The sequence below is a fragment of the Nocardia sp. NPDC004722 genome (assembly GCF_053601505.1).
The window spans coordinates 43,905-67,143 of record NZ_JBSGBY010000002.1; the positions used below are offsets into that span (position 1 = coordinate 43,905).

General features: G+C 67.0%; 18 protein-coding genes. 1 reads left to right on the plus strand and 17 read right to left on the minus strand.

Going from position 1 to position 23,239, the window contains the following annotated elements:
* Window positions 1–38: 38 nt before the first annotated feature.
* The 17 genes from rpoB to ACWELQ_RS01110 form a co-directional block, all read right to left on the minus strand.
* Window positions 39–3,527, minus strand: coding sequence for a DNA-directed RNA polymerase subunit beta (gene rpoB / locus ACWELQ_RS01030; RefSeq protein ID WP_452394973.1), 3,489 nt, complete (start codon window positions 3,525–3,527; stop codon window positions 39–41).
* Between the two features lie 533 nt (window positions 3,528–4,060).
* Complete coding sequence (locus tag ACWELQ_RS01035; RefSeq protein WP_452394974.1) at window positions 4,061–4,804, minus strand: hypothetical protein; 744 nt, start codon at window positions 4,802–4,804, stop codon at window positions 4,061–4,063.
* A 12-nt stretch (window positions 4,805–4,816) separates the two neighbouring features.
* Window positions 4,817–5,674 carry a hypothetical protein gene (locus ACWELQ_RS01040; RefSeq protein WP_452394975.1) on the minus strand — a complete coding sequence of 286 codons (858 nt, stop codon included), beginning with the start codon at window positions 5,672–5,674 and terminating at the stop codon, window positions 4,817–4,819.
* A gap of 59 nt (window positions 5,675–5,733) precedes the next feature.
* Complete coding sequence (locus tag ACWELQ_RS01045; RefSeq protein ID WP_452394976.1) at window positions 5,734–6,978, minus strand: MCE family protein; 1,245 nt, start codon at window positions 6,976–6,978, stop codon at window positions 5,734–5,736.
* Window positions 6,975–8,216, minus strand: coding sequence for an MCE family protein (locus tag ACWELQ_RS01050; RefSeq protein ID WP_452394977.1), 1,242 nt, complete (start codon window positions 8,214–8,216; stop codon window positions 6,975–6,977). The genes ACWELQ_RS01045 and ACWELQ_RS01050 overlap by 4 nt, the downstream gene beginning before the upstream one ends.
* Window positions 8,213–9,484, minus strand: a complete 1,272-nt coding sequence (locus ACWELQ_RS01055) for an MCE family protein (RefSeq protein WP_452394978.1) — start codon at window positions 9,482–9,484, stop codon at window positions 8,213–8,215. Before ACWELQ_RS01055 ends, ACWELQ_RS01050 begins: the two co-directional genes overlap by 4 nt.
* A gap of 3 nt (window positions 9,485–9,487) precedes the next feature.
* Window positions 9,488–10,495, minus strand: coding sequence for an MCE family protein (locus ACWELQ_RS01060; RefSeq protein ID WP_452394979.1), 1,008 nt, complete (start codon window positions 10,493–10,495; stop codon window positions 9,488–9,490).
* Window positions 10,495–11,571 carry an MCE family protein gene (locus tag ACWELQ_RS01065; protein ID WP_452394991.1) on the minus strand — a complete coding sequence of 359 codons (1,077 nt, stop codon included), beginning with the start codon at window positions 11,569–11,571 and terminating at the stop codon, window positions 10,495–10,497. The genes ACWELQ_RS01060 and ACWELQ_RS01065 overlap by 1 nt, the downstream gene beginning before the upstream one ends.
* Window positions 11,572–11,579: 8 nt before the next feature.
* Entirely contained in the window at window positions 11,580–12,932 is a 1,353-nt protein-coding gene (locus ACWELQ_RS01070; RefSeq protein ID WP_452394980.1) for an MCE family protein, read from the minus strand.
* A complete protein-coding gene (locus tag ACWELQ_RS01075) occupies window positions 12,929–13,795 on the minus strand; it encodes an MlaE family ABC transporter permease (RefSeq protein WP_452394981.1) in 867 nt (288 codons plus the stop codon). The genes ACWELQ_RS01070 and ACWELQ_RS01075 overlap by 4 nt, the downstream gene beginning before the upstream one ends.
* 3 nt (window positions 13,796–13,798) lie before the next feature.
* Window positions 13,799–14,593 (minus strand): MlaE family ABC transporter permease, encoded by a 795-nt coding sequence (locus ACWELQ_RS01080; protein WP_379360272.1) that lies wholly within the window; start codon window positions 14,591–14,593, stop codon window positions 13,799–13,801.
* A gap of 10 nt (window positions 14,594–14,603) precedes the next feature.
* Window positions 14,604–15,665 (minus strand): ABC transporter ATP-binding protein, encoded by a 1,062-nt coding sequence (locus ACWELQ_RS01085; protein WP_452394982.1) that lies wholly within the window; start codon window positions 15,663–15,665, stop codon window positions 14,604–14,606.
* A 310-nt stretch (window positions 15,666–15,975) separates the two neighbouring features.
* The gene (rplL, locus tag ACWELQ_RS01090) at window positions 15,976–16,356 is read right to left on the minus strand and encodes a 50S ribosomal protein L7/L12 (protein WP_452394983.1); all 381 of its coding nucleotides are present in this window, start codon (window positions 16,354–16,356) and stop codon (window positions 15,976–15,978) included.
* A gap of 63 nt (window positions 16,357–16,419) precedes the next feature.
* Entirely contained in the window at window positions 16,420–16,983 is a 564-nt protein-coding gene (gene rplJ, locus ACWELQ_RS01095; RefSeq protein ID WP_452394984.1) for a 50S ribosomal protein L10, read from the minus strand.
* 316 nt (window positions 16,984–17,299) lie between these two features.
* The gene (locus ACWELQ_RS01100; protein ID WP_452394985.1) at window positions 17,300–17,995 is read right to left on the minus strand and encodes a hypothetical protein; all 696 of its coding nucleotides are present in this window, start codon (window positions 17,993–17,995) and stop codon (window positions 17,300–17,302) included.
* 53 nt (window positions 17,996–18,048) lie between these two features.
* On the minus strand, window positions 18,049–21,987 hold the full coding sequence (locus tag ACWELQ_RS01105; protein WP_452394986.1) for an nSTAND1 domain-containing NTPase: 3,939 nt from the start codon (window positions 21,985–21,987) through the stop codon (window positions 18,049–18,051).
* A gap of 51 nt (window positions 21,988–22,038) precedes the next feature.
* On the minus strand, window positions 22,039–22,722 hold the full coding sequence (locus tag ACWELQ_RS01110; RefSeq protein ID WP_452394987.1) for a hypothetical protein: 684 nt from the start codon (window positions 22,720–22,722) through the stop codon (window positions 22,039–22,041).
* A gap of 230 nt (window positions 22,723–22,952) precedes the next feature.
* Between ACWELQ_RS01110 and ACWELQ_RS01115 the strand changes: the two genes are divergently transcribed.
* On the plus strand, window positions 22,953–23,216 hold the full coding sequence (locus tag ACWELQ_RS01115; protein WP_452394988.1) for a hypothetical protein: 264 nt from the start codon (window positions 22,953–22,955) through the stop codon (window positions 23,214–23,216).
* Window positions 23,217–23,239: the final 23 nt, after the last annotated feature.

The following is a 23,239-nucleotide window of genomic DNA, read 5'->3' on the forward strand; positions in this document are numbered from 1 at the left end:
CCGCGGAGCGCTTTTCACAGCGCTCCGCGACCGATCGCTCACTGCGCCAGGTCGTCGACCGTCGCAGCCTCGTTGCGGGACAGGTTGATACCCAGGTTCGCCGCGGCGCGCTCCAGGTCCTCGTCGTCGCCGTCGCGCATCTCGATGGCCGCGCCGTCCGAGGACAGCACCTCCACGTTCAGGCACAGCGACTGGAGCTCCTTGAGCAGAACCTTGAACGACTCCGGGATACCCGGCTCCGGAATGTTCTCGCCCTTGACGATGGCCTCGTACACCTTCACGCGGCCGACCACGTCGTCCGACTTGATGGTGAGGAGTTCCTGCAGGGTGTAGGCGGCGCCGTAGGCCTGCATGGCCCAGCACTCCATCTCACCGAAGCGCTGACCACCGAACTGCGCCTTACCACCCAGCGGCTGCTGCGTGATCATCGAGTACGGACCGGTCGAACGCGCGTGGATCTTGTCGTCGACCAGGTGGTGCAGCTTCAGGATGTACATGTAGCCGACCGAGACCGGGTACGGGAACGGCTCGCCGGAGCGGCCGTCGAGCAGCACCGCCTTGCCGTTGTCGTCGATCATCTTCTCGCCGTCGCGGTTCGGCAGCGTCGAAGCCAGCAGACCGGTCAGCTCCTCCTCGCGCGCACCGTCGAACACCGGGGTGGCGATGTTCGTGTCGGCGGGCTGTCCGATCATCTCCTCGGGCAGGTTCTTCGCCCAGTCCGGAGTGCCCTCGACCTGCCAGCCGGTCTTGGCGATGTAACCCAGATGGGTTTCCAGCACCTGACCGATGTTCATACGACGCGGCACACCGTGGGTGTTCAGGATGATGTCGACCGGGGTGCCGTCCGGGAGGAACGGCATGTCTTCCTGCGGAAGGATCTTGCCGATGACGCCCTTGTTGCCGTGGCGACCGGCGAGCTTGTCGCCGTCCTGGATCTTGCGCTTCTGCGCGACGTAAACGCGCACCAGCTCATTGACACCCGGGGGCAGATCGTCGTCGTCGTCACGCGAGAAGACGCGCACGCCGATGACCTTGCCGGACTCACCATGCGGCACCTTGAGGGAGGTGTCGCGAACCTCGCGCGCCTTCTCACCGAAGATGGCGCGCAGCAGGCGCTCTTCGGGAGTCAGCTCGGTCTCGCCCTTCGGGGTGACCTTGCCGACCAGGATGTCGCCGTCACGGACCTCCGCGCCGATGCGCACGATGCCGCGCTCGTCCAGGTCCGCGAGGACCTCGTCGGAGACGTTCGGGATGTCCCGGGTGATCTCCTCGGCACCGAGCTTGGTGTCGCGAGCGTCGATCTCGTGCTCCTCGATGTGGATCGAGGTGAGCACATCGTCCTCCACGAGGCGCTGCGACAGGATGATCGCGTCCTCGTAGTTGTGGCCTTCCCACGGCATGATCGCCACGAGCAGGTTCTTGCCCAGGGCCATCTCACCGTTCTCGGTGCAAGGACCGTCGGCGAGCACGTGCCCGGCCTCCACGCGCATGCCCTCGTCCACGATCGGACGCTGGTTGGCGCAGGTGCCCTGGTTGGAGCGCTCGAACTTGCGCAGGCGGTAGCTGCGGCGGGTGCCGTCGTCGTGCATGACGGTGATGAAGTCGGCCGAAACCTCTTCCACCACACCGGCCTTGGCGTTCACGACCACGTCGCCGGCGTCGACCGCGGCACGCAGCTCCATACCGGTGCCGACCAGCGGCGACTCGGAACGGATCAGCGGCACGGCCTGACGCTGCATGTTCGCGCCCATGAGGGCACGGTTGGCGTCGTCGTGCTCGAGGAACGGAATCATCGCGGTCGCGACGGAAACCATCTGTCGCGGCGAGACATCCATGTAGTCGATGTCACGGGCCGGGACGTATTCCATCTCCTCGTTGCCGTGGCGGGCGAGGACGCGCTCCTCGAGGAAGCGGCCGTCCGCGTCCACCGGCGAGTTCGCCTGGGCGCGGATGTGGCGGTCTTCCTCGTCGGCGGTGAGGTACTTGACCTCATCGGTGACGCGGCCGTCGACGACCTTGCGGTACGGGGTCTCGATGAAACCGAACGGGTTCACCCGGGCGTAGACCGAGAGCGAACCGATCAGGCCGATGTTCGGGCCTTCCGGGGTCTCGATCGGGCACATGCGGCCGTAGTGCGACGGGTGGACGTCACGGACTTCCAGGCCGGCGCGCTCACGGGACAGACCACCCGGGCCCAGCGCCGAGAGACGACGCTTGTGGGTCAGACCCGAGAGCGGGTTGTTCTGGTCCATGAACTGCGACAGCTGCGAGGTGCCGAAGAACTCCTTGATCGCCGCCACGACGGGACGGATGTTGATCAGGGTCTGCGGGGTGATGGCCTCGACGTCCTGAGTGGTCATGCGCTCACGCACGACGCGCTCCATACGCGAGAGGCCCACGCGGATCTGGTTCTGGATCAGCTCGCCAACCGTCCGCAGACGACGGTTGCCGAAGTGGTCGATGTCATCGACGTCGACCGGGACCTCGGAGCCGCCGGGGGCGGTCATCATGCGATCGCCCTGGTGCAGACGGACCAGGTACTCGATCGTCGCGACGATGTCTTCCTTGGTCAGCGTCGAGCCGGTGACCGGCTGGTCCAGGTTCAGGCCCAGCTTCTTGTTGATCTTGTAGCGACCGACGCGCGCCAGGTCGTAGCGCTTCTCCTTGAAGAACAGGTTCTCCAGCAGGGTCTGCGCGGACTCCTTGGTCGGCGGCTCGCCCGGACGCAGCTTGCGGTAGATGTCGAGCAGCGCCTCGTCCTGACCCGGGGTGGAGTCCTTCTCGAGGGTGGACATCATGATCTCGGAGAAACCGAAACGCTCGGTGATCTCCTCGGTGGTCAGACCCAGCGCCTTGAGCAGCACGGTGACCGGCTGGCGACGCTTGCGGTCGATACGCACACCGACGGTGTCGCGCTTGTCGACGTCGAACTCCAGCCACGCGCCACGCGAGGGGATGACACGCACGGAGTGCAGCGTCTTCTCGGTCGACTTGTCGATGGAGTCGTCGAAGTACACACCCGGCGAACGGACCAGCTGCGACACGACGACGCGCTCGGTGCCGTTGATGATGAACGTGCCCTTGTCGGTCATCATCGGGAAGTCACCCATGAAGACCGTCTGAGACTTGATCTCACCGGTGTTGTTGTTGATGAACTCCGCGGTCACGAAGAGCGGTGCCGCGTAGGTCATGTCCTTGTCCTTGCACTCTTCGATGGAGGCCTTGACCTCTTCGAAGCGCGGGTCGGAGAAGGACAGTGACATGGAGCCGGAGAAGTCCTCGATCGGCGACAGCTCCTCGAGCACCTCCTCGAGGCCCCCGACGGGGTTCGTGACGTCGCCGCGCGCGGTGGCACGCTCACGCCAGTCTGCTGAACCGACCAGCCAGGCGAACGATTCGGTTTGTAGATCGAGAAGTCCGGGAACCTCCAGGGGTTCGCGAATCTTCGCGAAAGACACCCGCTTCGGGGCTCCGGGGATACCGGCCTTGGTCTGGGTGGAGACTGCCAAGATGCGTCCTTCCAGCACCTCACGCGCGTCGCGTGGTGGTCCGCGACCGTCGCTTGTCTGCTACGAATTCCGCTGGTAGCACCCGAACGAAACTCGAACAGCAAACAGCGGAAGTAACACCGGAAGGGTGGAACTTTCGTGATGCGATCGAGGTATGGACAGGAGGCAGCCAGCGCAACGTCCAAAACTACACCCAAACCTACGGGGGTGTCAAAGTACCACCCGTGGCGATCCGTGGGCGGCAACTTCGCCCCGGTGTGTCTGTGTCGATATCGGGGCGACCCGCGCCCGATATCGGCACTTCCGAGTGACGGTCTCCACATGGATTTCCGGCTGGGCCGCAGAGTCCGCTGGCTGCGTTCGCAAGGCCCTCGCCGGCGTTCTGTCCCCTGTGACAGCCGCCGCTGTTGTGAATAGCGTGACGGCTCGGGCGAAAGTCGTCAAGTGGCGGCCCGAGTTGACAAATCGCGAGATCGCCTGTCCCACTACAAGATCACCCGGCGACGTGGCGCGATACCGGAAAGACACCGGTGAGCGGCCTGCTGCGCGCCCTACTTATCGGTGATATCCGAGGCCAGCCAGTGGCCGCCGACCTTCTGCATGCGCAGCACGATCGGGCCCGAGGCCAAGGGTTCGGGCTTGCCGTCCTTGATGGCCGAAATGTTCAGGTTGACCAGCAGTTCCGCGCGGTCGCCGGTGAGCAGGGTCACGCCGATCGGGTCGGTCTTGACCTCGGTGTCGGTCTGGGTCTGCTTGATGGTGTCGACCGTGGTGTCGACGTACTTGGCGAAGTCCTTCTGCATCTTGTCGGTGAGCACCGAGTTGACCGAGGTCTTCCACTTGTCGATGTCGGCGGCCTTGTAGCCGTAGAGGGTGGCCAGGGCGTGATCGCCCGCGGCCTTCACCTCGTCGGTGGCGCCGTTGTCGACGTAGGCGAGATTGCCGGAGTCCGACTTCGGCTTGCTCACCCAGTGATGCACCGCACCGGTGACCGCGAAAGCGAGCAGCAACACCGAGAGCGCGCCGCAGACCGTGGCGACACCCCAGTTACGCCAAAATCCGCCCTGTCGGGTCGGCTTGGAATACTGTTGCGAGGCAGGGAGTTTGGTCAGGCCCGAGCCGCGCGGCGGGGTGGAACGTGCCGCGGATCGGTTCGAACGCTCGGTGGTGGACCGGGCGTTCTTCACTGTCGGAGCGTTCTGCACGTCCGCCGCGGTGGTGCGCGACGCGGTGCCGCGAGCGGCGGCCGGGCGGCGCGGGGTGACGCGGTTGACGGGGCGTTTCCGGTTGGCCATGGTCACTCCCTCCTAGTTGCCCGGTTTGGGGGTCGAAGTCGGCTGCGGGGTCGAGGTCGGCTGCTGAGCGTCCTGCGCGGCCGAGCCGAGCGGTACCGGTTCGCCCAGGTTCTGCGCCTTCTCGGCCTTCCAGGTGTTGCCCTGCTTGACCATGTCGAGGGTCCACAGCTGGCGGAAGGTGGCGGGCTGGCCGCCGGGCCAGCTGCGGGTGATCTTCAGCACCGCGAAGGCGGAGGCGTGGTCGAGCTCGCTGTTGAGCGAGGTGAGCGTGAGGCCCTCGACGTCGGCGGTGATGCGGGTCTTGGAGTCCTGGGCGGTCTGCTTGAGCTGATCCTGCCCGTCCTCCTGCTGCTTGAGCAGGTCCCCGGTCATGGATGACCGGATATTTGCCAGCGATCCGTCGATATCGTCCGGGTTGATCGACATGAGGTTGACCGCGGCCTGCCGGGCGTCGGTCAGGGCGGCGTCGCGGGCGTTCGCGCGGGAGTCGTCCTTGTGGTCGCCGAACCAGAGGAAGCCGACCACCGCCGCGGCGACCACGGAGGCCGCCAGCAGCACGACGGAACCGACCAGCGCGAAACGCCGCATGTCCGAGCCAGGCGCGAAATCCGAGGCAGGCTCGGCCGGAGGCGGCGCGTCCACGGGCGTGGCGGGCTTGTCCAGCACCACCGTGGGTTCGGCGGATTCGACTGTGGCGGTTTCGGTTACGGCGGTCTCGGTCTCCTCCGAAACCTCCTCAGCGCCCGCCTGCTGGAAGGATTCGCTGGTCGCGACGTCGGCCCAGGACACTTCCGGGGTTGTTTCGGGAACCGACTCGCTTGTCGGCTTCTCGAGGTTCTCCCCCGAATCGCTGTCCTTTTGCTGGCTCACGCCGCCACCATACTTTCCTCTCTTCGCGCCCTGGCTGGGACTTCCGTCACCGTCAGCGGTCAGTGCTTGACGGTGACGCCCATCAGGCCCGCCAGCTGGGTCGCGACCGGGTTCAGGTTGAGCTTGTCCGGGTCGTACTTGGGCTTGTCGTCCCACGGCTGCGGGACGCTGGGGTCGGCCAGTTCGGCGCGCCCGGCGCCGCGGACGGCGGTCTCGCTACCCTGCGGGACCGTGCAGGCCGCCTGGGTGTTGAACGGGAAGTCGTCGCGGCTGTCGTCGAAGTTGGGGTTCTGGGCCTTCATCTGGTCCAGAATCCGTTGCGTGCCTTCGTATCCGACGGTGCAGGCGGGCGGGTTGTTGGTCTCGAGCACCAGGCCGAAGTGGGTGGTGCCGTCGCCGGGCGCGGTGGAGGAGCCACCGAGCGGCAGCAGCGGCAGCATGGCCAGTACCGGTCCGAGCGCGTAGAACTTGGGCGAGATGGCCAGCAGCAGGGTGCGCAGGTTGCCGAGGTCCGTGGTGAGGGCCGGGCCGCTCTCCTGCAGCAGGCGCTGGATCGCGGAGCCCGCGTCGGTGCCGGTGCCGATGAGGCGGCGGATGTCCGGGTCGTTGGACTTGAGCTGCGCGGTGAGCTTGTCGAGGCCGTCGCTGAACTGCAGGATCGCCGGGGACTGCTCGGCCTGGGTGCCGAGCGCGGTACGGGCGGAGCGGATCAGTGCGAGGGTCTGCTGCAGGTTGTCGCCACTGGCGGTGGCGGTGAACTTGTTGAGCGAGTCGACCAGGATCTTGAGGTCGTCGCCGCGGCCGTCGAACGCCTTGCCCAGCTCGGTGATGGTGGTGGACAACGCCTTCAGATCGGTGGTGCCGGCGAAGCTGTCGACGCTGGAGAGCAGGTCCTCGACGTGAATGGGCGTGGTCGCGCCCTTGATGACCGACCCGTCGTGCAGGTAGGGCGAGGTGTCGCTGGTCGGCATCAGGTCGACGTACTGCTCGCCGATGGCGGAGCGGTCGGCGATGGCGGCCACCGCGTTGGCGGGGACCTTGGGCTTGCCGGAGTTCATCTCCAGGGTGATGAGCACGCCGTCGGGGGTGACGTCGAGGTCGCCGACCCGGCCCACGGGGACGCCGCGGTAGGTGACCTCCGCGCCCTTGGACAGGTTGCCGGTCTCCTTGGCCTCGACCTTCACCTTGTAGAGCCCGAAGCCCAGCATGTTGTCCAGGCGAACGTATTTGGCGCCGACGAACACCACGCCCAGCACGGCGATCAGCGCGAAGGCGATCAACTGATTACGTACCAGGCGTGTCATCGCGGACCACCCACTCCCAGCTGCTCGAGGATCGATCCGAGCGGATCGGTCGGTCCGGTGGCCCCGGTCGGCCGCGCCACGGTGTTCGGCAGCGGCAGTAGGGAGATGGTCGGCCAGCCGCCGCGCGGCCCGTTGCCGTTGTAGTACGGGTTGGTCGGATCCACGTAGACCGGGCGGCCCGTGGGCGGCAGGTACTGCGGATCCTGTTTGCCGACACCGAGATTCGACAGCAGCGTGCCGATCTGCAGGTCCACCGAGAGCCAGGTGTTGACCTGACCGCCGAAGGTGGACTTGATCGCCTCGTCCGGGAACGGGTACGTCGGCAGCAGCGGGAACGCCGACACCAGATCGTTGGACGACGCGCCCAGCGCCTGCAGCGTGGGCCGCAGCGAGGACAGGTCGGTGATCAGGTTGTCCTTCGAGTGATTCAACACGTCGAATCCGGCCTGCCCCACCCGATCCAGCTGGGTGAGCAGCTGAATGAGTTGCGGCCGTTGCTCATTGAGGATCTTGATGCCCGCGGGCAGCTCGTCGAGGACCTTCGAGATCTGGGTGGTCTGCTGCGCCACCCGGCTCGAGAGCGTGTCGAGGCTGTCGAGCGCGCGGGTGATGTTGTCGACCTGGTCGTCGAGACCCTTGATCAGGGTGTTGGCCTGGTCCAGCAGATCGCGGACCTTGCCCTCACGACCGCCGAGGGTCTTGTTGAGCTCCACCACGATCGGCTGCAACTGCGCCACGCCACCACCGTTGAGCAGCAGCGAGAGCGCGCCCAGCACCTGCTCGACCTCGGTCGCGGTCTGGGTGTTCTCGACCGGGATCTTGGCTCCGTCCTTCAGCGGCGCGGAGTCGGGATCCTTTGCGGGAGCGGTCAATTCGATGTACTTCTCACCGAGCAGGTTGGTCTGCTTGACCTCGGCGTGGGCATTGGCGGGCAGCTTCACGTCATCGTTGACCAGCACCTGCACGCTGGCTTCCCAGGCGTTGTCGGGCGCGATGCGGATCTTGTCGACCCGGCCCACGGCCACACCGTCGACCTTCACCGAGGACTGCGGGACCAGGTCCAGCACGTCGGCGAAGCGGATGTCGAGGTGCAGCGGGTGCTTGCCCACGTTCGGGCCGCCGGGCAGCGGAATGCTGTTCGCGCCGCAGCCCGCGACCACCAGGGTGACCGCGCCCAGCGAGGTGGCGGCCAGGGCGGCCCGCCTGATCCGGCCTCCGCGAATCCGGTTGGCGCTCATCGCTGCCCACCTTCCTGCTGCGACGGCGGCAGCTGGTCGGACGGATTGCCGGGGACGGTGCCGGGCACCGTGTTGTGCTGCTCGTTCTCGCCGCTGAGGATGCCGAACGGCAGGATCAGCGACGGCGTCTTCACACCCGCGGTGATCTGATCGGTGATCGCCTTGCAGTTGTTCAGGATCGGCCCGAGCTGCCGGGAGATGGCGTCGAACTTGGGGTCGCCGGGACGCAGCTTGCCCAGGTCCAGCATCTTGCACACGACACCGAACGGGTCCTGCATGTCGGTGAAGTTGGTGCGCATGGCGAGCGTGCCGGTCTCGGCGTCGTGCACGTTGATCAGGTTGCTCAGCGCGGTCGGGATGAGCGGCAGCGCCTTGGCCAGATCGTCGCGCTGATCGGCGAGGGTCTGGGTGAGCTTGGTCAGCGCATCCGCGTTGGACTGCACCAGATCCCGGTTGTTGTCGATGAACCGGGCCACGTCGCCGAGCGCGACCGACAGCAGGCTCAGCGCGTCGCCGAGGGTCTGGCGCTCGTCGGACAGGAACCCGGCCAGCGAGGCCAGCTGGGTGTTGAAGGTCCGCACCTGGGAGTCGTTGTCGGCCAGCATCTGCACGAAGGTCTGCAGGTTCTTGACCGTGTCGAAGATGTCGGTGCGCGAATCCGAGAGCGCGTGCGCGGCCTTGGACAGCTGGGTGAAGCTGTTGCCGAGCGCCTCACCGTTGCCGGAGAGGTTCTCCGCGCCGGTGCGCACCAACTGGTTCAGTGCGCCTTCGCCGTTCGCGCCGGGCTTGTTCGCACCGTCCGGGCCGAGGGCGTTGGACAGTTCGGTGATGCTCTTGTAGAGCCGATCCACCTCGACGGGAGTCGCGGTGCGGTCCTTGGGGATTGTCGCGTTGCGGCCCATCTTCGGTCCGCCCTTGTAGGCGGGCGCGAGCTGGATGTACCGGTCCGACACCACCGACGGGGTGATCTGGGCGGCCTTGGCGTCGGCGGGGACGTCGTACTTGCGGTCCACCTCCATCACCACCTCGACGATGTCGCCCTTGGGCGTCACCTTCGTGACATGGCCGACCGGGACTCCCAGGATGCGGACGTCCGAGCCCTCGTAGATGCCGATGGACTTGTCGAAGGACGCGGTGATGGTGGTGGTGTTGAGCTTCTGGAAGCCCCACCAGGCCACGCCGGCGAGCACGACGGCCAAGACGGCCACCGCGGCGATGACTTTGCTCTTGGTGCTCGAACCGCGCAGGGCGGTCAGCGGATTCGTCACGGACTAACCTCCCAGCTTTCGGATCGGATCCCGGTTGCCCGGAATATCCGGCAGGGCGGGCGGAATCAGGTTGGTGATGACCGCGTCGAACCAGCGGCCGGTGCCCAGCACGTTGGAGTAGAGCCCGTAGAAGGGCGCGGCCAAGGCCAACGTCTTGGAGATGTCGGCCTGGTGGTTGTTGAGGATGTCGATGGTCTTGTTGAGGTTGGTCAGCGCCGGGCCGATCTGCTCCTCGTTGTCCTTGACCAGCGCGGTCAGTTCCGTCGCAACGGTTTTCGCGCCGGTGAGCAGCTGATGGATGGCCTGCTGGCGCACATTCAGCTCGGCGAGCAACTGGCCGCCGTTGGCGATGAGCCGCTCGAATTCCTGATTGCGGTCCGCCAGCACCTTGGAGGTGGTCTTGGTGGCCGCGAACAGCTGCCGCAGCTGATCGTCGCGCTTGGCCAGCGACTCCGAGAGCCGGGCCACGCCGTCGATGGAGCCGCGCAGTTCCGGCGGGGTCGCCGAGAAGGCGTCCGAGAGCACCCGGAAGCTCTGCGCGAGCTGATCGGTGTTGGTGTCCTCGATGTTCTTGGCGGCGTCGCTGAAGGCGTCGACCACGTCGTAGGGAGACACGGTGCGCGAGAGCGGGATCCGGTCGGACGGGTTGAGGATCTTGGTGCCCTTGGGGTCGAGCGCCAGGTACTTCTGCCCGAGCAGCGTCTTGATCTGGATCGAGGCGGTGGTCTCGTTGCCGACCCAGGCGTCCTGGGTGCGGAAGTCGACGAGCACCTTGTCGCCGTCGAGGCGGACGTCGGAGACCGCGCCCACCTTCACACCGGCGATGCGGACCTCGTTGCCCTTCTTCAGGCCCGCGGCCTCGGAGAACTCGGCGGTGTACTTGGTACCGGCCGACAGCAGCGGCAGCTTGTCGAGGCTGAACGCGGACATGGTCACCAGCAGCACCATGAGCAGGCCGAGCCCGCCCATGAATGCCGGACTGCGCTTGCCGAGTACGGCGCGATCGTCCATCAGCGGCCTCCCTTCCCATGGCAGCGCGGGGCCGGATTCGTGTAGATCGGCTGATTCACCGTCGGCATGTTCTGCAGTGCGGGCGGCAGATTCAGCTGCGGCGCGTCCTTCGTGCCCGGCCCGGCGACGATGTCGATGCCGCACAGGTAGAACTGGAACCAGGAGCCGTAGGAAGCGGCGCGGCCGAGCTTCTCCATCTTGATCGGCAGGTTGGTCAGGCCCTCGTCGACCTCGTCCTTGCGGTCGTTGAGCGTGCCGGTCAACTGGTTGAGGCCCGCGATCGCGCCCTGCAGGTTCGGCCGGACCGGGACCAGCAGGTCGCCGGTGGCCGAGGCCAGATTGCCCAGCGAGGTGATCGCGGAACCGATGGTGCCGCGGTCGGCGTTGAGCCCGGTGACCAGCGCCTCGGTGTTCACGATCAGCTGGTCGAGCTGGTCGCCGCGCGAATTGATGCTGTCCAGAACGGCATTCAGGTTCTTGATCAGTGAGCCGATCACCGCGTCCTTGTCGGCCACCTTGTTGGTGAGCGAGGCCGTGGTGGCGACCAGATCCCGGATGGTGCCGGATTCACCCTGGAAGACCTGGATGATCTCCGAGGACAGCTTGTTCACGTCCTCGGGCGTCAGCGTCTGGAACAGCGGCCGGAAGCCGTTGAACAGCTCGGTCAGATTGACCGCGGGCTTGGTGCGCTCCAGCGGAATCGTCGAGCCCTTGTTCATCTTGCGGCCCTGCTGCCCGGCGCCCTGCTCCAGCGCGATGTAGCGCTGGCCCACCAGGTTGCGGTACTTGATGGTCGCGGTGGTGGAGGCGGGCAGCCAATCCCGGTCGCTCAGTTCGAATTCCACATTGGCCAGGCGCTTGTCCACGATGGACACGCCGGTCACCTTGCCCACGCGAACACCCGCGATGCGCACCTCGTCGCCCTTGTTCAGCGACGTCACGTCGGTGAAGCGGGCATTGAACTTGGTGCCGCCGCCACCGTAGTTGGCGATGGTCAACGCCAGCACGCCCGTCAGGAAGACCGTGACGAGAATGAAGGCGATCAGTTTGGTCAGCGTCGGCCCGAGGCCGCGCAACAGATCCTTCACTTGACGCTCACCTCACTGCCGCGGAACGCCGGGGCGGCGATCTTGGTCACCCAGGTGGGCACCTCTTCCGGCGAGACACCGTGGGCCGCACCGTAGATCGCGCCCAGCGCCTGGGCCTCCTGCGGCGAATACGCGGTGCTGGGGGCCTGCGGCCCGTACACCTTGTACTGCGGCTCCGCCATCTTGCCGATGTTCTGGTCGCCCGGGTTGCGGCTGGGCACCTGGTAGGAGCCGTCGTTCGCGGAACCGTCGGTGTACTGGCCCGGGTCGGTGCCGGGCGGGTACATCGGGACGCACAGCGGCGGACGCGTATCGAACCAGCGCGGCTCGTCCTGGTTGGGGATGTAGCGGCCGCGCGGATTGATGATCTGCACGGTCACTCGCGAACCCGGCAGGTCGGTGCCCTTGCCGAAGATCTGGTCGATGCGCGGCTTGAGCTCCGCGAAACCGGCCAGCGCGCAGGCGTAGCTGGGCGAGTACTTGGCCAGCGCCTCGAGCGCGGGTCGCGAGTCGGCGGCCACGTCGATGATGTTGTCGCGGTTGGCCACCAGGAAGTCGGCGGTGGTCGAGGCGCTCGGGGTGAGCGTCGCGAGCAGCGTGTCGATCTGCGAACGCTTCTGCACGATGGTCGCGTTGGTGGTGCGCAGGTTGTCCAGCGCGTTCACCAGCTGCGGGGCGGCATCGGAGTAAGTCGTGGCGACATCCGCCAGGCTCTTGAGATCCTGCTGCAGCGTCGGCATCTCACCGTTGACCTGGGTGATGATGTCGTCGAGCCGGTCGACGGTCTTGCCGAGTTCCTCACCCTGACCCTGTAGCGCGTTGGACAGCGCGCCCAGCGTGGAGGACAGGTACTGCGGCGGAATCGCCTGCAGCAGCGGCAGAATGTGGTCGAGCAGCTGGCTCACCTCGACGGCGTTGCCGGTGGTGTCCTGCTTGAGGGTGACGCCCGCGGTGAGGTGCCCCTGCGGGTTGTCCGGCCACACCAGGTCGATGTAGCGCTCGCCGAACAGCGTCTTGGGCAGCAGTCGCGCGGTCACATTGGCCGGGATCTTGCCCGCCTTGTCCGGGTCGATGGCCAGATCGAGGGTGACGTTCTTGCCGTCGTACTTGCTCGACCGCATCTCGCCGACCGTCACGCCGCGGACCTTCACATCCGCGTTGCGGGTCAAGGCGTTTCCGACGGTGTCGGTGATCAGATTGACCCGCACCACGTCGGTGAAGGTCTTGTTGTAGATGGCGATGGTGGTCCACAGGAACAGCGCCACCACCAGGAAGAACAGCACGCCGAGGGTGCGCTTGCGCAGCTTCTCGGTGGAGCGCCACAACTCGACGTTCTTCGGGTTGCTCATCCGGCCACCCGCACCGTCGTGGTCGTGCCCCAGATCGCCAGGGACAGGAAGAAGTCCAGCACGTTGATCAGCACGATCGCGGCGCGCACCGCGCGACCCACGGCCACGCCGACGCCCGCGGGACCGCCGGAGGCGTTGTAGCCGTAGTAGCAGTGCACCAGGATGATGACGAACGCGAAGACGAGCACCTTCACGAACGAATAGAGCACGTCTTCCGGTGGCAGGAACAGGCTGAAGTAGTGGTCATAGGAACCACTCGACTGCCCGTTGAAGTAGATGCTGATCAGCCGCGACGCCACATAGGTGCCCAGCAGGCCGACCACGTACAGCGGAATCACCGCGAGGAAGCCCGCGATGGCGCGCGTGGTCACCAGGAACGGCACCGACGGCACCGCCATCACCTCGAGCGCGTCGATCTCCTCGGAGATCCGCATGGCGCCCAACTGCGCGGTGAAACCACAGCCGACCGTCGCCGAAAGCGCCAGCGCCGCAACCAAGGGCGCGAGCTCGCGAGTATTGATGTACCCGGTCAGGAAGCCGGTGAGGACTCCGGAGCCAAGGGCGTCAAGGGCTTTGAAGCCCTGCAGGCCGACGACCACACCCACCGACGCCGACATGAACACGATGACGCCGATGGTGCCGCCGATGACGGCGAGCGCACCCGAGCCGAAGGTCACCTCGGCCAGCAGCCGCATGACCTCCTTGCGGAAGTGCACGATCGTCTTGGGGATGGCCCCGATCGCCCTGGAGTAGAACGACATCTGATCCCCGGCCTTGTCGACCAGGTTCACCGGGGCCTCGAGCACAGGCTTCACCCGGCGCGCCGACCGGGAGAAGACGGTGGAACGCTGAGAAACGACCATGGGTCACGCGCCCTTTGCGGGGACGACCTGAAGATAGATCAGGGTCAGAACCAGATTGAGGAAGAACAGCACGAGGAACGTGATCACCACGGACTGGTTCACCGCGTCACCCACTCCTTTCGGTCCCCCCTTCGGATGCAGGCCCTTGTATGCGGCGATCACGCCCGCCACCACGCCGAAGATCAGCGCCTTGATCTCACCGATCACCAGGTCGGGGATCTGCGCGAGGGCGGAGAAGGACGCGAGGTACGCGCCCGGGGTGCCGCCCTGCAGCCCGACGTTGAAGAAATAGCCGCCGCAGATGCCGACCACCGACACCAGGCCGTTGAGCAGGAAGGCGACCAGCATCATGCCGAGCACGCGCGGAACCACCAGGCGCTGAATGGGATCGATGCCCAGCACCTCCATGGCGTCGATCTCCTCGCGGATGGTGCGCGAGCCGAGATCGGCGGCGACGGCGGAACCGGCCGCGCCGGCGATGATCAGTGCGGTCACCACCGGTGCGGCTTGCTGCACGGTCGCCAGCACGCTGGTCGCGCCGGTGAAGTTCTCCGCACCCAGCTGCTTGATGAGCGAGCCGGTCTGCAGGGCCACCACGGCGCCGAACGGGATTGCCACCAGGGCGGCCGGGAGGATCGAGACGCTCGCGATGAACCACGATTGCTCGATGAACTCCCGGACCTGGAAGGGCCGCCGGAACGTCTTGCGAAGCACGTCCAGGAACAGTGCGAAAATGTTGCCGGCCTGGGCAAGTCCCGACTCGACCGGGGTGCGCAGTCGCGTCAGGGTGGGATTCACGCGCCGTATGTTACCCGTTAGTCAGGTTCTGTCGAACCGTGGTGTCGTACCCGCCCGTGTAGGCGGGCATCACCTGTGTGTCGTGATCATCGCCGTTCTCCGACATGGACTCTCGGATGGCTTCCTGAGCGGCCGGGGGCAGCGTGTGCATGATCTGGCGGACCCGCTCGCGACGGCGTTGCACCGCACCACGGATCGGCATGCCCGGCGTGGCACGCATCTGCGGGATGATGCCCTCGATCTCCTCCGCGCCACCGCTGTGGTGACCGGCGTCGAACATGGCCTGCTCGCGGGCCATCTGGGCTTCGTCCTTCTCCTCGGACATACCGATGGGGCCCTGCATGCGGCCGTTGAGGAACTGCTTGACCACCGGCTCCTCCGAGGTGAGCAGCACCTCGCGGGGACCGAACATGACCAGATTGCGGCGGAAGAGCATGCCGATGTTGTCCGGCACCGAACGAGCCAGGTTGATGTTGTGCGTGACGATCAGGATCGTCGCGTCGATCTGCGCGTTGATATCGATCAACAGCTGCGAGAGATAGGTCGTGCGAACAGGATCCAGACCGGAGTCCGGCTCGTCGACGAGGATGATCTGCGGGTCCAGCACCAGCGCGCGGGCCAGGCCGGCACGCTTGCGCATACCACCGGAGATCTCACCGGGGAGCTTGCCTTCCGCGCCGAGCAGACCGGTCAGCTCGAGCTTCTCCATGACGATCTTCTTGATCTCGGATTCGCTCTTCTTGGTGTGCTCGCGCAGCGGGAAGGCCGTGTTGTCGAACAGATTCATGGAGCCGAACAGCGCGCCGTCCTGGAAGAGGACGCCGAACAGCTTGCGGATCTCGTAGAGCTCCTTGTTGGAGCAGGTGGTGATGTCGGTGCCGTCGATGTAGATCGAGCCCTTCTCCGGACGGAGCAGACCGATCAGCGACTTCAGGAAGACGGACTTACCGGTACCGGACGGGCCGAGCAGAGCGCTGACTTCCCCCGGAGGCAGCGTCAGCGTGACGTCCTGCCAAATACGCTGAGAACCGAACGACTTCGTGATGCCTTCGGTCCTGACCTCGACGCCCACGCCAACCTCCACTTTCTCCGACGAGCGCTCTACATGTAACCGCGTGCCACAAATTTCGCGCGGTGTGGCGCGTCACAGTAGGTTCGGCCACTGTATCGCATATATACCGTCTCGGACACCGGGACCTGACTGGTCGGTAGAAAGTTTCATTCCGAGGTCGCGATCACGGGTGTATTAAGGGAGAAAGATACGCGAAAAGGGCGGTCCCACAATGGGAACCGCCCTTTTCTAAGGAGGTCTGGAGGCTTAGCCTCCAGCCCATCCCACTCGCGTGGGGGTTTCGGGGTTTTATCCCCGGAGTATCGCCGTCTTACTTGACGGTGATCTTGGCGCCGGCCTCTTCGAGCTTCGCCTTGGCGGCCTCGGCGGCCTCCTTGTTGACCTTCTCCAGGATCGCCTTCGGGGCGCCCTCGACCAGGTCCTTGGCTTCCTTCAGGCCCAGGCCGGAGACGATCTCACGCACGACCTTGATGACCTGGATCTTCTTGTCGCCGGCACCCTCGAGGATGACGTCGAACTCGTCCTGCTCCTCGGCAGCCTCGGCCGGGGCGCCGGCGGCACCCGCGACGGCGACGGCGACCGGAGCGGCAGCGGTGACCTCGAACTTGTCCTCGAACGCCTTCACGAACTCGGACAGCTCCAGCAGGGTCATGCCGGCGAAGGTCTCGAGCAGCTCATCAACGTTGGCCATTGATATTTCCTTTCGTAGGTCCGTCGCTGTTCGAACAGCGACGAATAGGTTTGGGGTAGTGACTTATTCGGCGTCGGCAGCAGCGTCGGCGGCCGGAGCGGCAGCGCCACCCTCGGTCTGCTTCTTCTCCTGCAGAGCGGCGAGCAGGCGAGCGACCTGGTTGCCGGGGGCAGCGAACAGACCCGCGGCCTTCGACAGGTTGCCCTTCATGGCGCCGGCCAGCTTGGCCAGCAGCACCTCGCGCGACTCCAGGTCGGCGATGCGCTCGACCTCGGACACGGACAGCGCGGCGCCGTCCATGTAGCCGCCCTTGATGATGAGCGCCTTGTTGTCCTTGGCGAACGCCTTCAGCGCCTTCGCGGCTTCGACCGGCTCACCCGTGATGAAGGTGATGGCGGTCGGACCGACGAACAAGTCATCCAGGCCTTCCACGCCCGCCTCGGCGGCAGCGCGCTTGACCAGGGTGTTCTTGGCGACGGAGTAGGTAGCGTTCGCACCGAGGGCACGACGCAGCTCGGTGATCTTGCTGACCGACAGGCCACGGTATTCCGTGACGACGGTCGCGGTCGACTCCTTGAACTGCTCGGTGATCTCCGCGACGGCGGTGATCTTCTCAGCGTTTGCCATACTTCGCCTCCTCTCTGGATGGTCGGAATCTCGTGTGAACTACCGAGTTCCGCCACAGGGGCCGGCGACAAAGCTAACGCCCCGGTCGCAAGGCGATCCCGGGGCGCAGAAGAAACGGTCGCGATCTCTCGCGGGTTTCCCGACCTCGGTTCTCCCTGCGTGGGTCGCCGGCAATATCGCCGGACCTTCAGCCGCCTGACGGCAGCAACCAACGGTCTTCGGTAGAACGATGTGGGGTGATCATCGGCAGTGACCTCGAGAAGAGAACTTCGAGAAGCCGGGTCGATGACCGTCGTCCAATATAGCGGACGCGCATCTATCCACCAAAATCGAGGTGGAATCCGGCGCCGACGCCGCCGCGAGCGTCCATGTCGGCGATGATCGCGGTGATCGAACTGCCGCCGCCCCACATCCAGGAATTGCCGACGAGCGCGTCGTCCGAGACTACCGGGGCCCCGGAGTCGCCGGGAATCTCCGAGACCGTGCTGACCAGGTACGGACCCGCGGTGGTGAGCATGGTTCCGCAGGTCCGGCCGCTGGTGTAGCCCTGCTTGCACACCGGCGTCCCCGCCGCGGGCGGTGGCGCGATGCGACGAATCGTGGTCTCGCCCACCGTGTCCACGGGCTGCACGAGCGCCTTGTCGAACACGATGATCCCGTAGTCGAGGCCGGGACCATTGGGCCCGGGGACGATCGGGTTGCCGCGACCGACGAATTCGACGGTGCCCAGCGCGCGCGGATCGTGGGCCGCGCCCTGATCGGTGACTCCGGTCCAGGAGAACACCTCGTCGCCGACCTGCTGCCGCTCATCCTCGTACATGCAGTGCGCATTGGTCAGGCCGACGAGATTCCCCAGGGCGTCGTACCCGATCGCCGTGAGGGTGCAGTAGCTGAAGAATCGCAGCGTTCCGCCCGGAACCGGGAACGACTGCCCCTCCGGCAGGGCTATGCCGGTCCCGCCGCCCACCGGCACCCGACCGGACGGCTCGTCCGCCCGGGCCGTCGCGGCCATCCCGGACAGCATCAGTAGCGCGGCGAAAAACGCTGCCGCCCTTCGACATCGACTCATTGCTTCTCCGAACACGGCGGGTGGTAGGCCAGTCGCGGCAGATGCGCCTGCCAGACCTCGGCGGTGAGCACGCCGCGGGTGGCGGTGCAGATGCGTTGCCGCGCTTTGCTCTCGTCCAGATCCCAGATGCTCATGACGTCGCTGCCGACGCCGATCAGCAGATCGGTGGACGGGTCGAACCCGAGGTTCCAGTTGGTGTGGCCGGGCATGGTGATGGCCCCGCCGATGGGTGTGGGATGTCGGCGATCGCGCACGTCCCAGAGTCGGACGGTGGAATCCGCACTGGCGGTGGCCATCACGGTGACGTCGCGGTTGAAGTCCACCGATTGGATATTGAAGGCGTGCCCGATGACCGGATCGGTGAGCGGCCGCAGGTGCTCGGGATCGGAGATGTCCCAGAACCGCAGCGTATTCGCGGCGAGGGTGACCATGGAATGCCAATCCGGGGTGACCGCCAGCGAGGAGAACGGCCGCCCGGCGTCACCGGTCATCCGCGTTATCTCGCGGGGTCCGCCCGAGGCGCCGAGGTCCCACATCTTGATCGTCGACTCCAGTGCCCCGCTCGACGTGGTCTCGGGTGCCATCGTCACCATGTGGCGCAGATCAGGCGCCACCACGAATCGCGCCAGACCCAGTGTCCCCGAACCGAAACGCACCGCCGGGGTGGTCGCGACCGGATGCGCGGGATCCGTCAGATCCCACAACTGATAGGTCCAGTACGAATTGAGCGTGAGCAGGGCCTTGCGGCCCTGCGCGACCCAGCCGGCGACGACACCGGGCACCTGCGACAGCGGCCGGATGTGCGCCGGATCGCTGAGGTCCAGCAATTGGATTCCGCTGTCGGAGCCCGCGGACACGACCGTCAGAGTGCCGTCGTCACTGATCGAGGGCGAGGGGCTGAAGGCCTTGCCGGGTCCGGGCGCCAGGTCTGCCAGCAGCCGCACCGATTGCCGATCATGGATGTCCCACAGCTCGATTCGGCCGTTCACCACGCTCGTCACCATGGTGCCGACATTGCTGGTGGCCCCGGCATTGGCGAACCATCCGGCCCGGCCGCCGACCACGGCGGGCGGCAAAGACCACAGCCGGAGCACGCCGAGCGCGCCGCCGACGACCACCGAGCGGCCGTCGGCCGCGAAGGCCACCGAATTGGGGCTGTCACGGCACGGCTGGCTTTCGCTGGCCATCGGGCAGGGTGGCGAAGGCGCGGCCAGCGGCTCGCCCAGCCGGGTCGGGCGGGCCCGATCGACGATGGTCCACAGGCCGACACCGTCCCGATCGGCTGCCGCCAGCGTATTGCCGTCGGCATCGAAGGCGAGGGCACGCACGTCGGACTTGCTCGCGACGATGAGTGGATTGCCGTGCTGGGACGGATGCGCCGGGTCGGCGATATCCCACAGGGTCACGGTGGCGTCGTCGGTCCCGGCGGCGAAGTACTCGCTGTCGCCGCCGCCGACGGCCAGGGTGGTCCCGTCCGGATCGAGCGCCACGGCCTGAATCGCGGGGCCCGGCACCGTGATCGGCGTACCCACCGCGGTCGGGTTCCCGGTGAGCGTCCACTCCTGCACCGTGTGCCCGCCCGCGACCGCCAGCCACGCGCCATGTGGTTGAAAGGCGATGCCCGACACCACATCCGGGATCTGAATGGGCTGCCCCGTGCGTACCGGCGCGGCGGGATCGACGATGTTCCAGACGGTGACGGTGGTGCCGCCCACCGCCGCGAGGAGCCCGTTCGGACCGAAGACGAGCTTGGTGGCATCGGTGGTCAGCGTGGACACGACGGCCGGATGCGCCGGGTCCGCCATCGCCCACAGCCGGATCGCGCCACCGCAGGCCACCGCCAGCAGGGTGCCGTTAGGGCTGAAAGACGTTGCGGTCGCGGCGGCTCCGCACTCCACGGGCGCGCCGAGAGCACGGGGATGCGCGGTGTCGGCGACATCCCAGAGCCGGACCGTGCCGTCGTCGGACGATGAGGCGAGCAGGTGCCCGCCCGGCTGATACGACACCTCGTTGATGCCCTTGGTGTGCCCGATCAGGGGTGTTCCGAGCGGCAGATTCTGGGTGCGCAACAACCGCGAGCGAATGTCCGGGTCGCCGGGCCGCAACCGGTCCGCGACCAGTTCCAGCTGGGCGGACAGCGAGGGGTCGGTCGCGCGGATGGTGTCGGCCTCGCCGAGGATTTCGGCGAGCGTGGCATTGTCGTGCTCCTGCGCCGAGAGCCGCGTCTGCGCGTAGGCGGCGATGCCCAGCACGAGCACGCCGACGCCGAGCAGAGCGAGCGCGGTCCGCGTGACCAGCGCCAGGCGGCGCGAACGGCGTTGCGCCGCATGGGCGGCGGTGAGGAACTCCCCGACCGCGCCGCCGAGCGAACGGCCCGCCGGGGTCGCCGTCTCCAGTTTCACACCCTGATACAGCAGCGCCGGATCACGCTGCGCGGCAAGCCATTCCGTGGCGTCCACGGACAGTCGCTGGCGCACCAGGTGCTCGACCCGGCCCTCGTCGATCCAGGCGCGCAGCCGCGGCCAGGCGTCCAGCACGATCTCGTGGGTGAGCCAGACCAGCTCCGGGGCGGCGTCGCCGCCGCTGTCGGCGGTGATCAGGCGGGCGTCGATGAGCCGGGTGAGCGCGGTGTCGGCGGACTCGGCATCGAGGGCGGCCTCCCGCAGTTCGGTGCGCGAGACCCGGCGACGGGTGTCGCGACTGTCCGCGCTCACGGTGACCAGCCGCATGAGCAGCCGCCGGGCCTCGTCCTGCTCGGCGGCCGAAAGACCCTGCCAGGCTTCCTCGGCCGTCGCCGCCACGGACCCGGACACCCCGCCGGATTTGCGGTACCCGGACACGGTCAGGCGCGCGCCCGCCCGCTGCGTCCAGGTGGCCGCCATGACGTGCGAGAACAGCGGCAGGCCGCCGGGATCGTAGCCGCGGCGATCGTGTTCGCCGCCCAGCCCGCACAGCTCGGTGACCACCAGTTCCGCCAGCCCGGGCTCCAGGTTCAGACCGGCCGCGCGGGCCGGGCCGGTGACCGCCTCGGTGAGCTCCGACAGCCGCATCGGACCCAGCGCGTAGCAGCGCCGATTGAGGGCGTCCTCCAGGGCCGGATAGGCCAGGCACTGCGGATAGAAGTCGGCGCGCACCGCGAGAACGACGGCGGCGCAGCCGTTTTCCGGGGCGGCGGCGAGTTCGGCGAGGCGGCCGAGGAAGTCCTCGCGCTCGCGCTCGTCCAGGCAGAGGGTGAAGGTCTCCTCGAACTGGTCGACCACCAGCAGGGTGCGCCGCTCCGGCGGGCCGTCGGCGTCCCGGTCGAGGAGTTCGGCCAGGGCTTTCAGCGGCCGCACCCCGGGGGTCATGGTGGCGACCGCCCAGTCGCCGTCGGTCGCGAGCGCGGGAATCAGGCCCGCGTGCAGCAGGGAGGATTTCCCCGCGCCCGATGCGCCCATCACCACGATCGGACCGGCGTCCGGACCGGTCACGGTGGCGCGCACCAGCTCTCGCAGTTCCGCGGTCGCCCTGGTGCGGCCGAAGAACCAACCGGCATCCGCCGCGCTGTAGGCGGTCAACCCGAGGTAGGGGCAGACCGCCTCGGATTCGGGATCCCACTCCTGCGCGGCCTTCCAGAGCACCCGCCAGGCGGTCAGTTTCAGCAGTTCGGTGCTGTCGCCGTTCTTCTCGGCGGCCCGCTCGATCAGGGTGAGCAGCACCGGGGCCAGCGAATCGAATTCGGCCGGAACGTTTCTGCCGCGCCGCCAGTCGCTGATGCGCTGCACCGTGACCGGGCTGCCCCCGGCCGCGGCCACCCGCTTGGAGGCCGCCGCGGCCACCGATTGCAGGGTGGGCCTGCCCGCCGCGTCGAACAGCGCACTCAACTGCTCGGCGAAGACCCGCCGCGGCGAATTACCCGCCCGCCGCTCCGACGCCGCGCCCCCACCACTCGACACGCCGCCAATGATCTCCCGAAATCACCGCTGCGCCAACACTTTCGAATGAAATCAAAAATCGAGGTGGAATCCGGCCCCGGCGCCGCCGCGGGTGGCCAGGTCGTCGAGGATCGCCGTCATCGAGGAACTGCCGCCCCACACCCACTGATTGCCGATCAGCGTCTCGCCCACGACCACCGGCGCGCCGGAGTCGCCGGGGAACTCGGGCACCGTGGTCACCAGGTAGGGCCCCATCGAGGTGAGCGTGGTCCCGCAGGTCCGGCCGCTGGTGGTGCCCTGCTTGCACACGGGCGTGCCTTCCGGCGGCGGGTCGGCGATGCCGCGAATGGTGGTATCCCCCACCGTCGCAACGGGATCCACCTTGGTGCGGTCGAACACGATGACGGCGTAGTCCAATCCCACGCCGTGCGGCCCCGGCGCGATCGGATTTCCCCCGCTGATGTAGTCGACCGTCCCGATCCGCCCGAGCGCGGGATCGTGCGCGGGCCCGTATTCGACCGCCGACTGCAGATAGACGGCGTCACCGGCACCCTGCCGCTGGCTGTCGTAGGCGCAGTGCGCGTTCGTGAGCCCCACCAGATTCCCCGACGCGTCCGACCCGATCGCAGTGAGCGTGCAGAAGTGCAGCAGCGACAGCGACCCGGCCGGGACTCCCCACTGCAGGGCGAGTCCGGTCCCGCCGCCTACGGGAACCCGGCGTGGTTCGTCCGCCCGAGCGACCAGATTAACGGACATAACAGTCAAAACAACTGCCCCGAAAAGCACCGCCCCCGAACGAAATCGGCTCATCGCACCATCCAACTGCCGCAGGCGCACGACTCCGTGCGACACAAACCGATCGGCCGGTCGGTCGGCGTGTCGACCCGGCGCGCCCGGCCACCCCGGCGGCAAGACTATGAAATTGAGGTATTTCAAAATATCGGCCGACTGGGTAGATTCGGCGCACTCACCCCATGGAGGTCCGCATGCGCCGCACATTCACCAAAACCCTTGCCACCGTTGCTCTCACCGCGGGCCTGACCGGCCTGGCCCCGGCCCTCGCCCAGGCCACCCCGGCCACCGCCCAGCCGGTCGCCACCGACCCCGGCACCCAGTCCGGATCCTCGTCCGGATCCTCGAAGGTCTTGGCGCTCCCGCTCGCCTTCCTGGCCTTCCCCGTCTGCTACAACGCCAGCGCGCCCAGGATCACCAGCTCGCGCCGACCCGCATCCAGTCCGGGCCTGGAATGAATATCGCCGTAAGCGAATTCGAC

Excerpts from the sequence above, each read along its gene's own strand:
- ACWELQ_RS01070 (WP_452394980.1), bottom strand. The coding sequence starts at position 12,932 with ATGAGCAACCCGAAGAACGTCGAGTTGTGGCGCTCCACCGAGAAGCTG.
- ACWELQ_RS01115 (WP_452394988.1), top strand. The coding sequence starts at position 22,953 with ATGCGCCGCACATTCACCAAAACCCTTGCCACCGTTGCTCTCACCGCG.
- ACWELQ_RS01110 (WP_452394987.1), bottom strand. The coding sequence starts at position 22,722 with ATGTCCGTTAATCTGGTCGCTCGGGCGGACGAACCACGCCGGGTTCCC.
- ACWELQ_RS01050 (WP_452394977.1), bottom strand. The coding sequence starts at position 8,216 with ATGAGCGCCAACCGGATTCGCGGAGGCCGGATCAGGCGGGCCGCCCTG.
- ACWELQ_RS01060 (WP_452394979.1), bottom strand. The coding sequence starts at position 10,495 with ATGGACGATCGCGCCGTACTCGGCAAGCGCAGTCCGGCATTCATGGGC.
- ACWELQ_RS01035 (WP_452394974.1), bottom strand. The coding sequence starts at position 4,804 with ATGGCCAACCGGAAACGCCCCGTCAACCGCGTCACCCCGCGCCGCCCG.
- rplJ (WP_452394984.1), bottom strand. The coding sequence starts at position 16,983 with ATGGCAAACGCTGAGAAGATCACCGCCGTCGCGGAGATCACCGAGCAG.
- ACWELQ_RS01100 (WP_452394985.1), bottom strand. The coding sequence starts at position 17,995 with ATGGCCGCGACGGCCCGGGCGGACGAGCCGTCCGGTCGGGTGCCGGTG.
- ACWELQ_RS01075 (WP_452394981.1), bottom strand. The coding sequence starts at position 13,795 with ATGGTCGTTTCTCAGCGTTCCACCGTCTTCTCCCGGTCGGCGCGCCGG.
- rplL (WP_452394983.1), bottom strand. The coding sequence starts at position 16,356 with ATGGCCAACGTTGATGAGCTGCTCGAGACCTTCGCCGGCATGACCCTG.
- ACWELQ_RS01045 (WP_452394976.1), bottom strand. The coding sequence starts at position 6,978 with ATGACACGCCTGGTACGTAATCAGTTGATCGCCTTCGCGCTGATCGCC.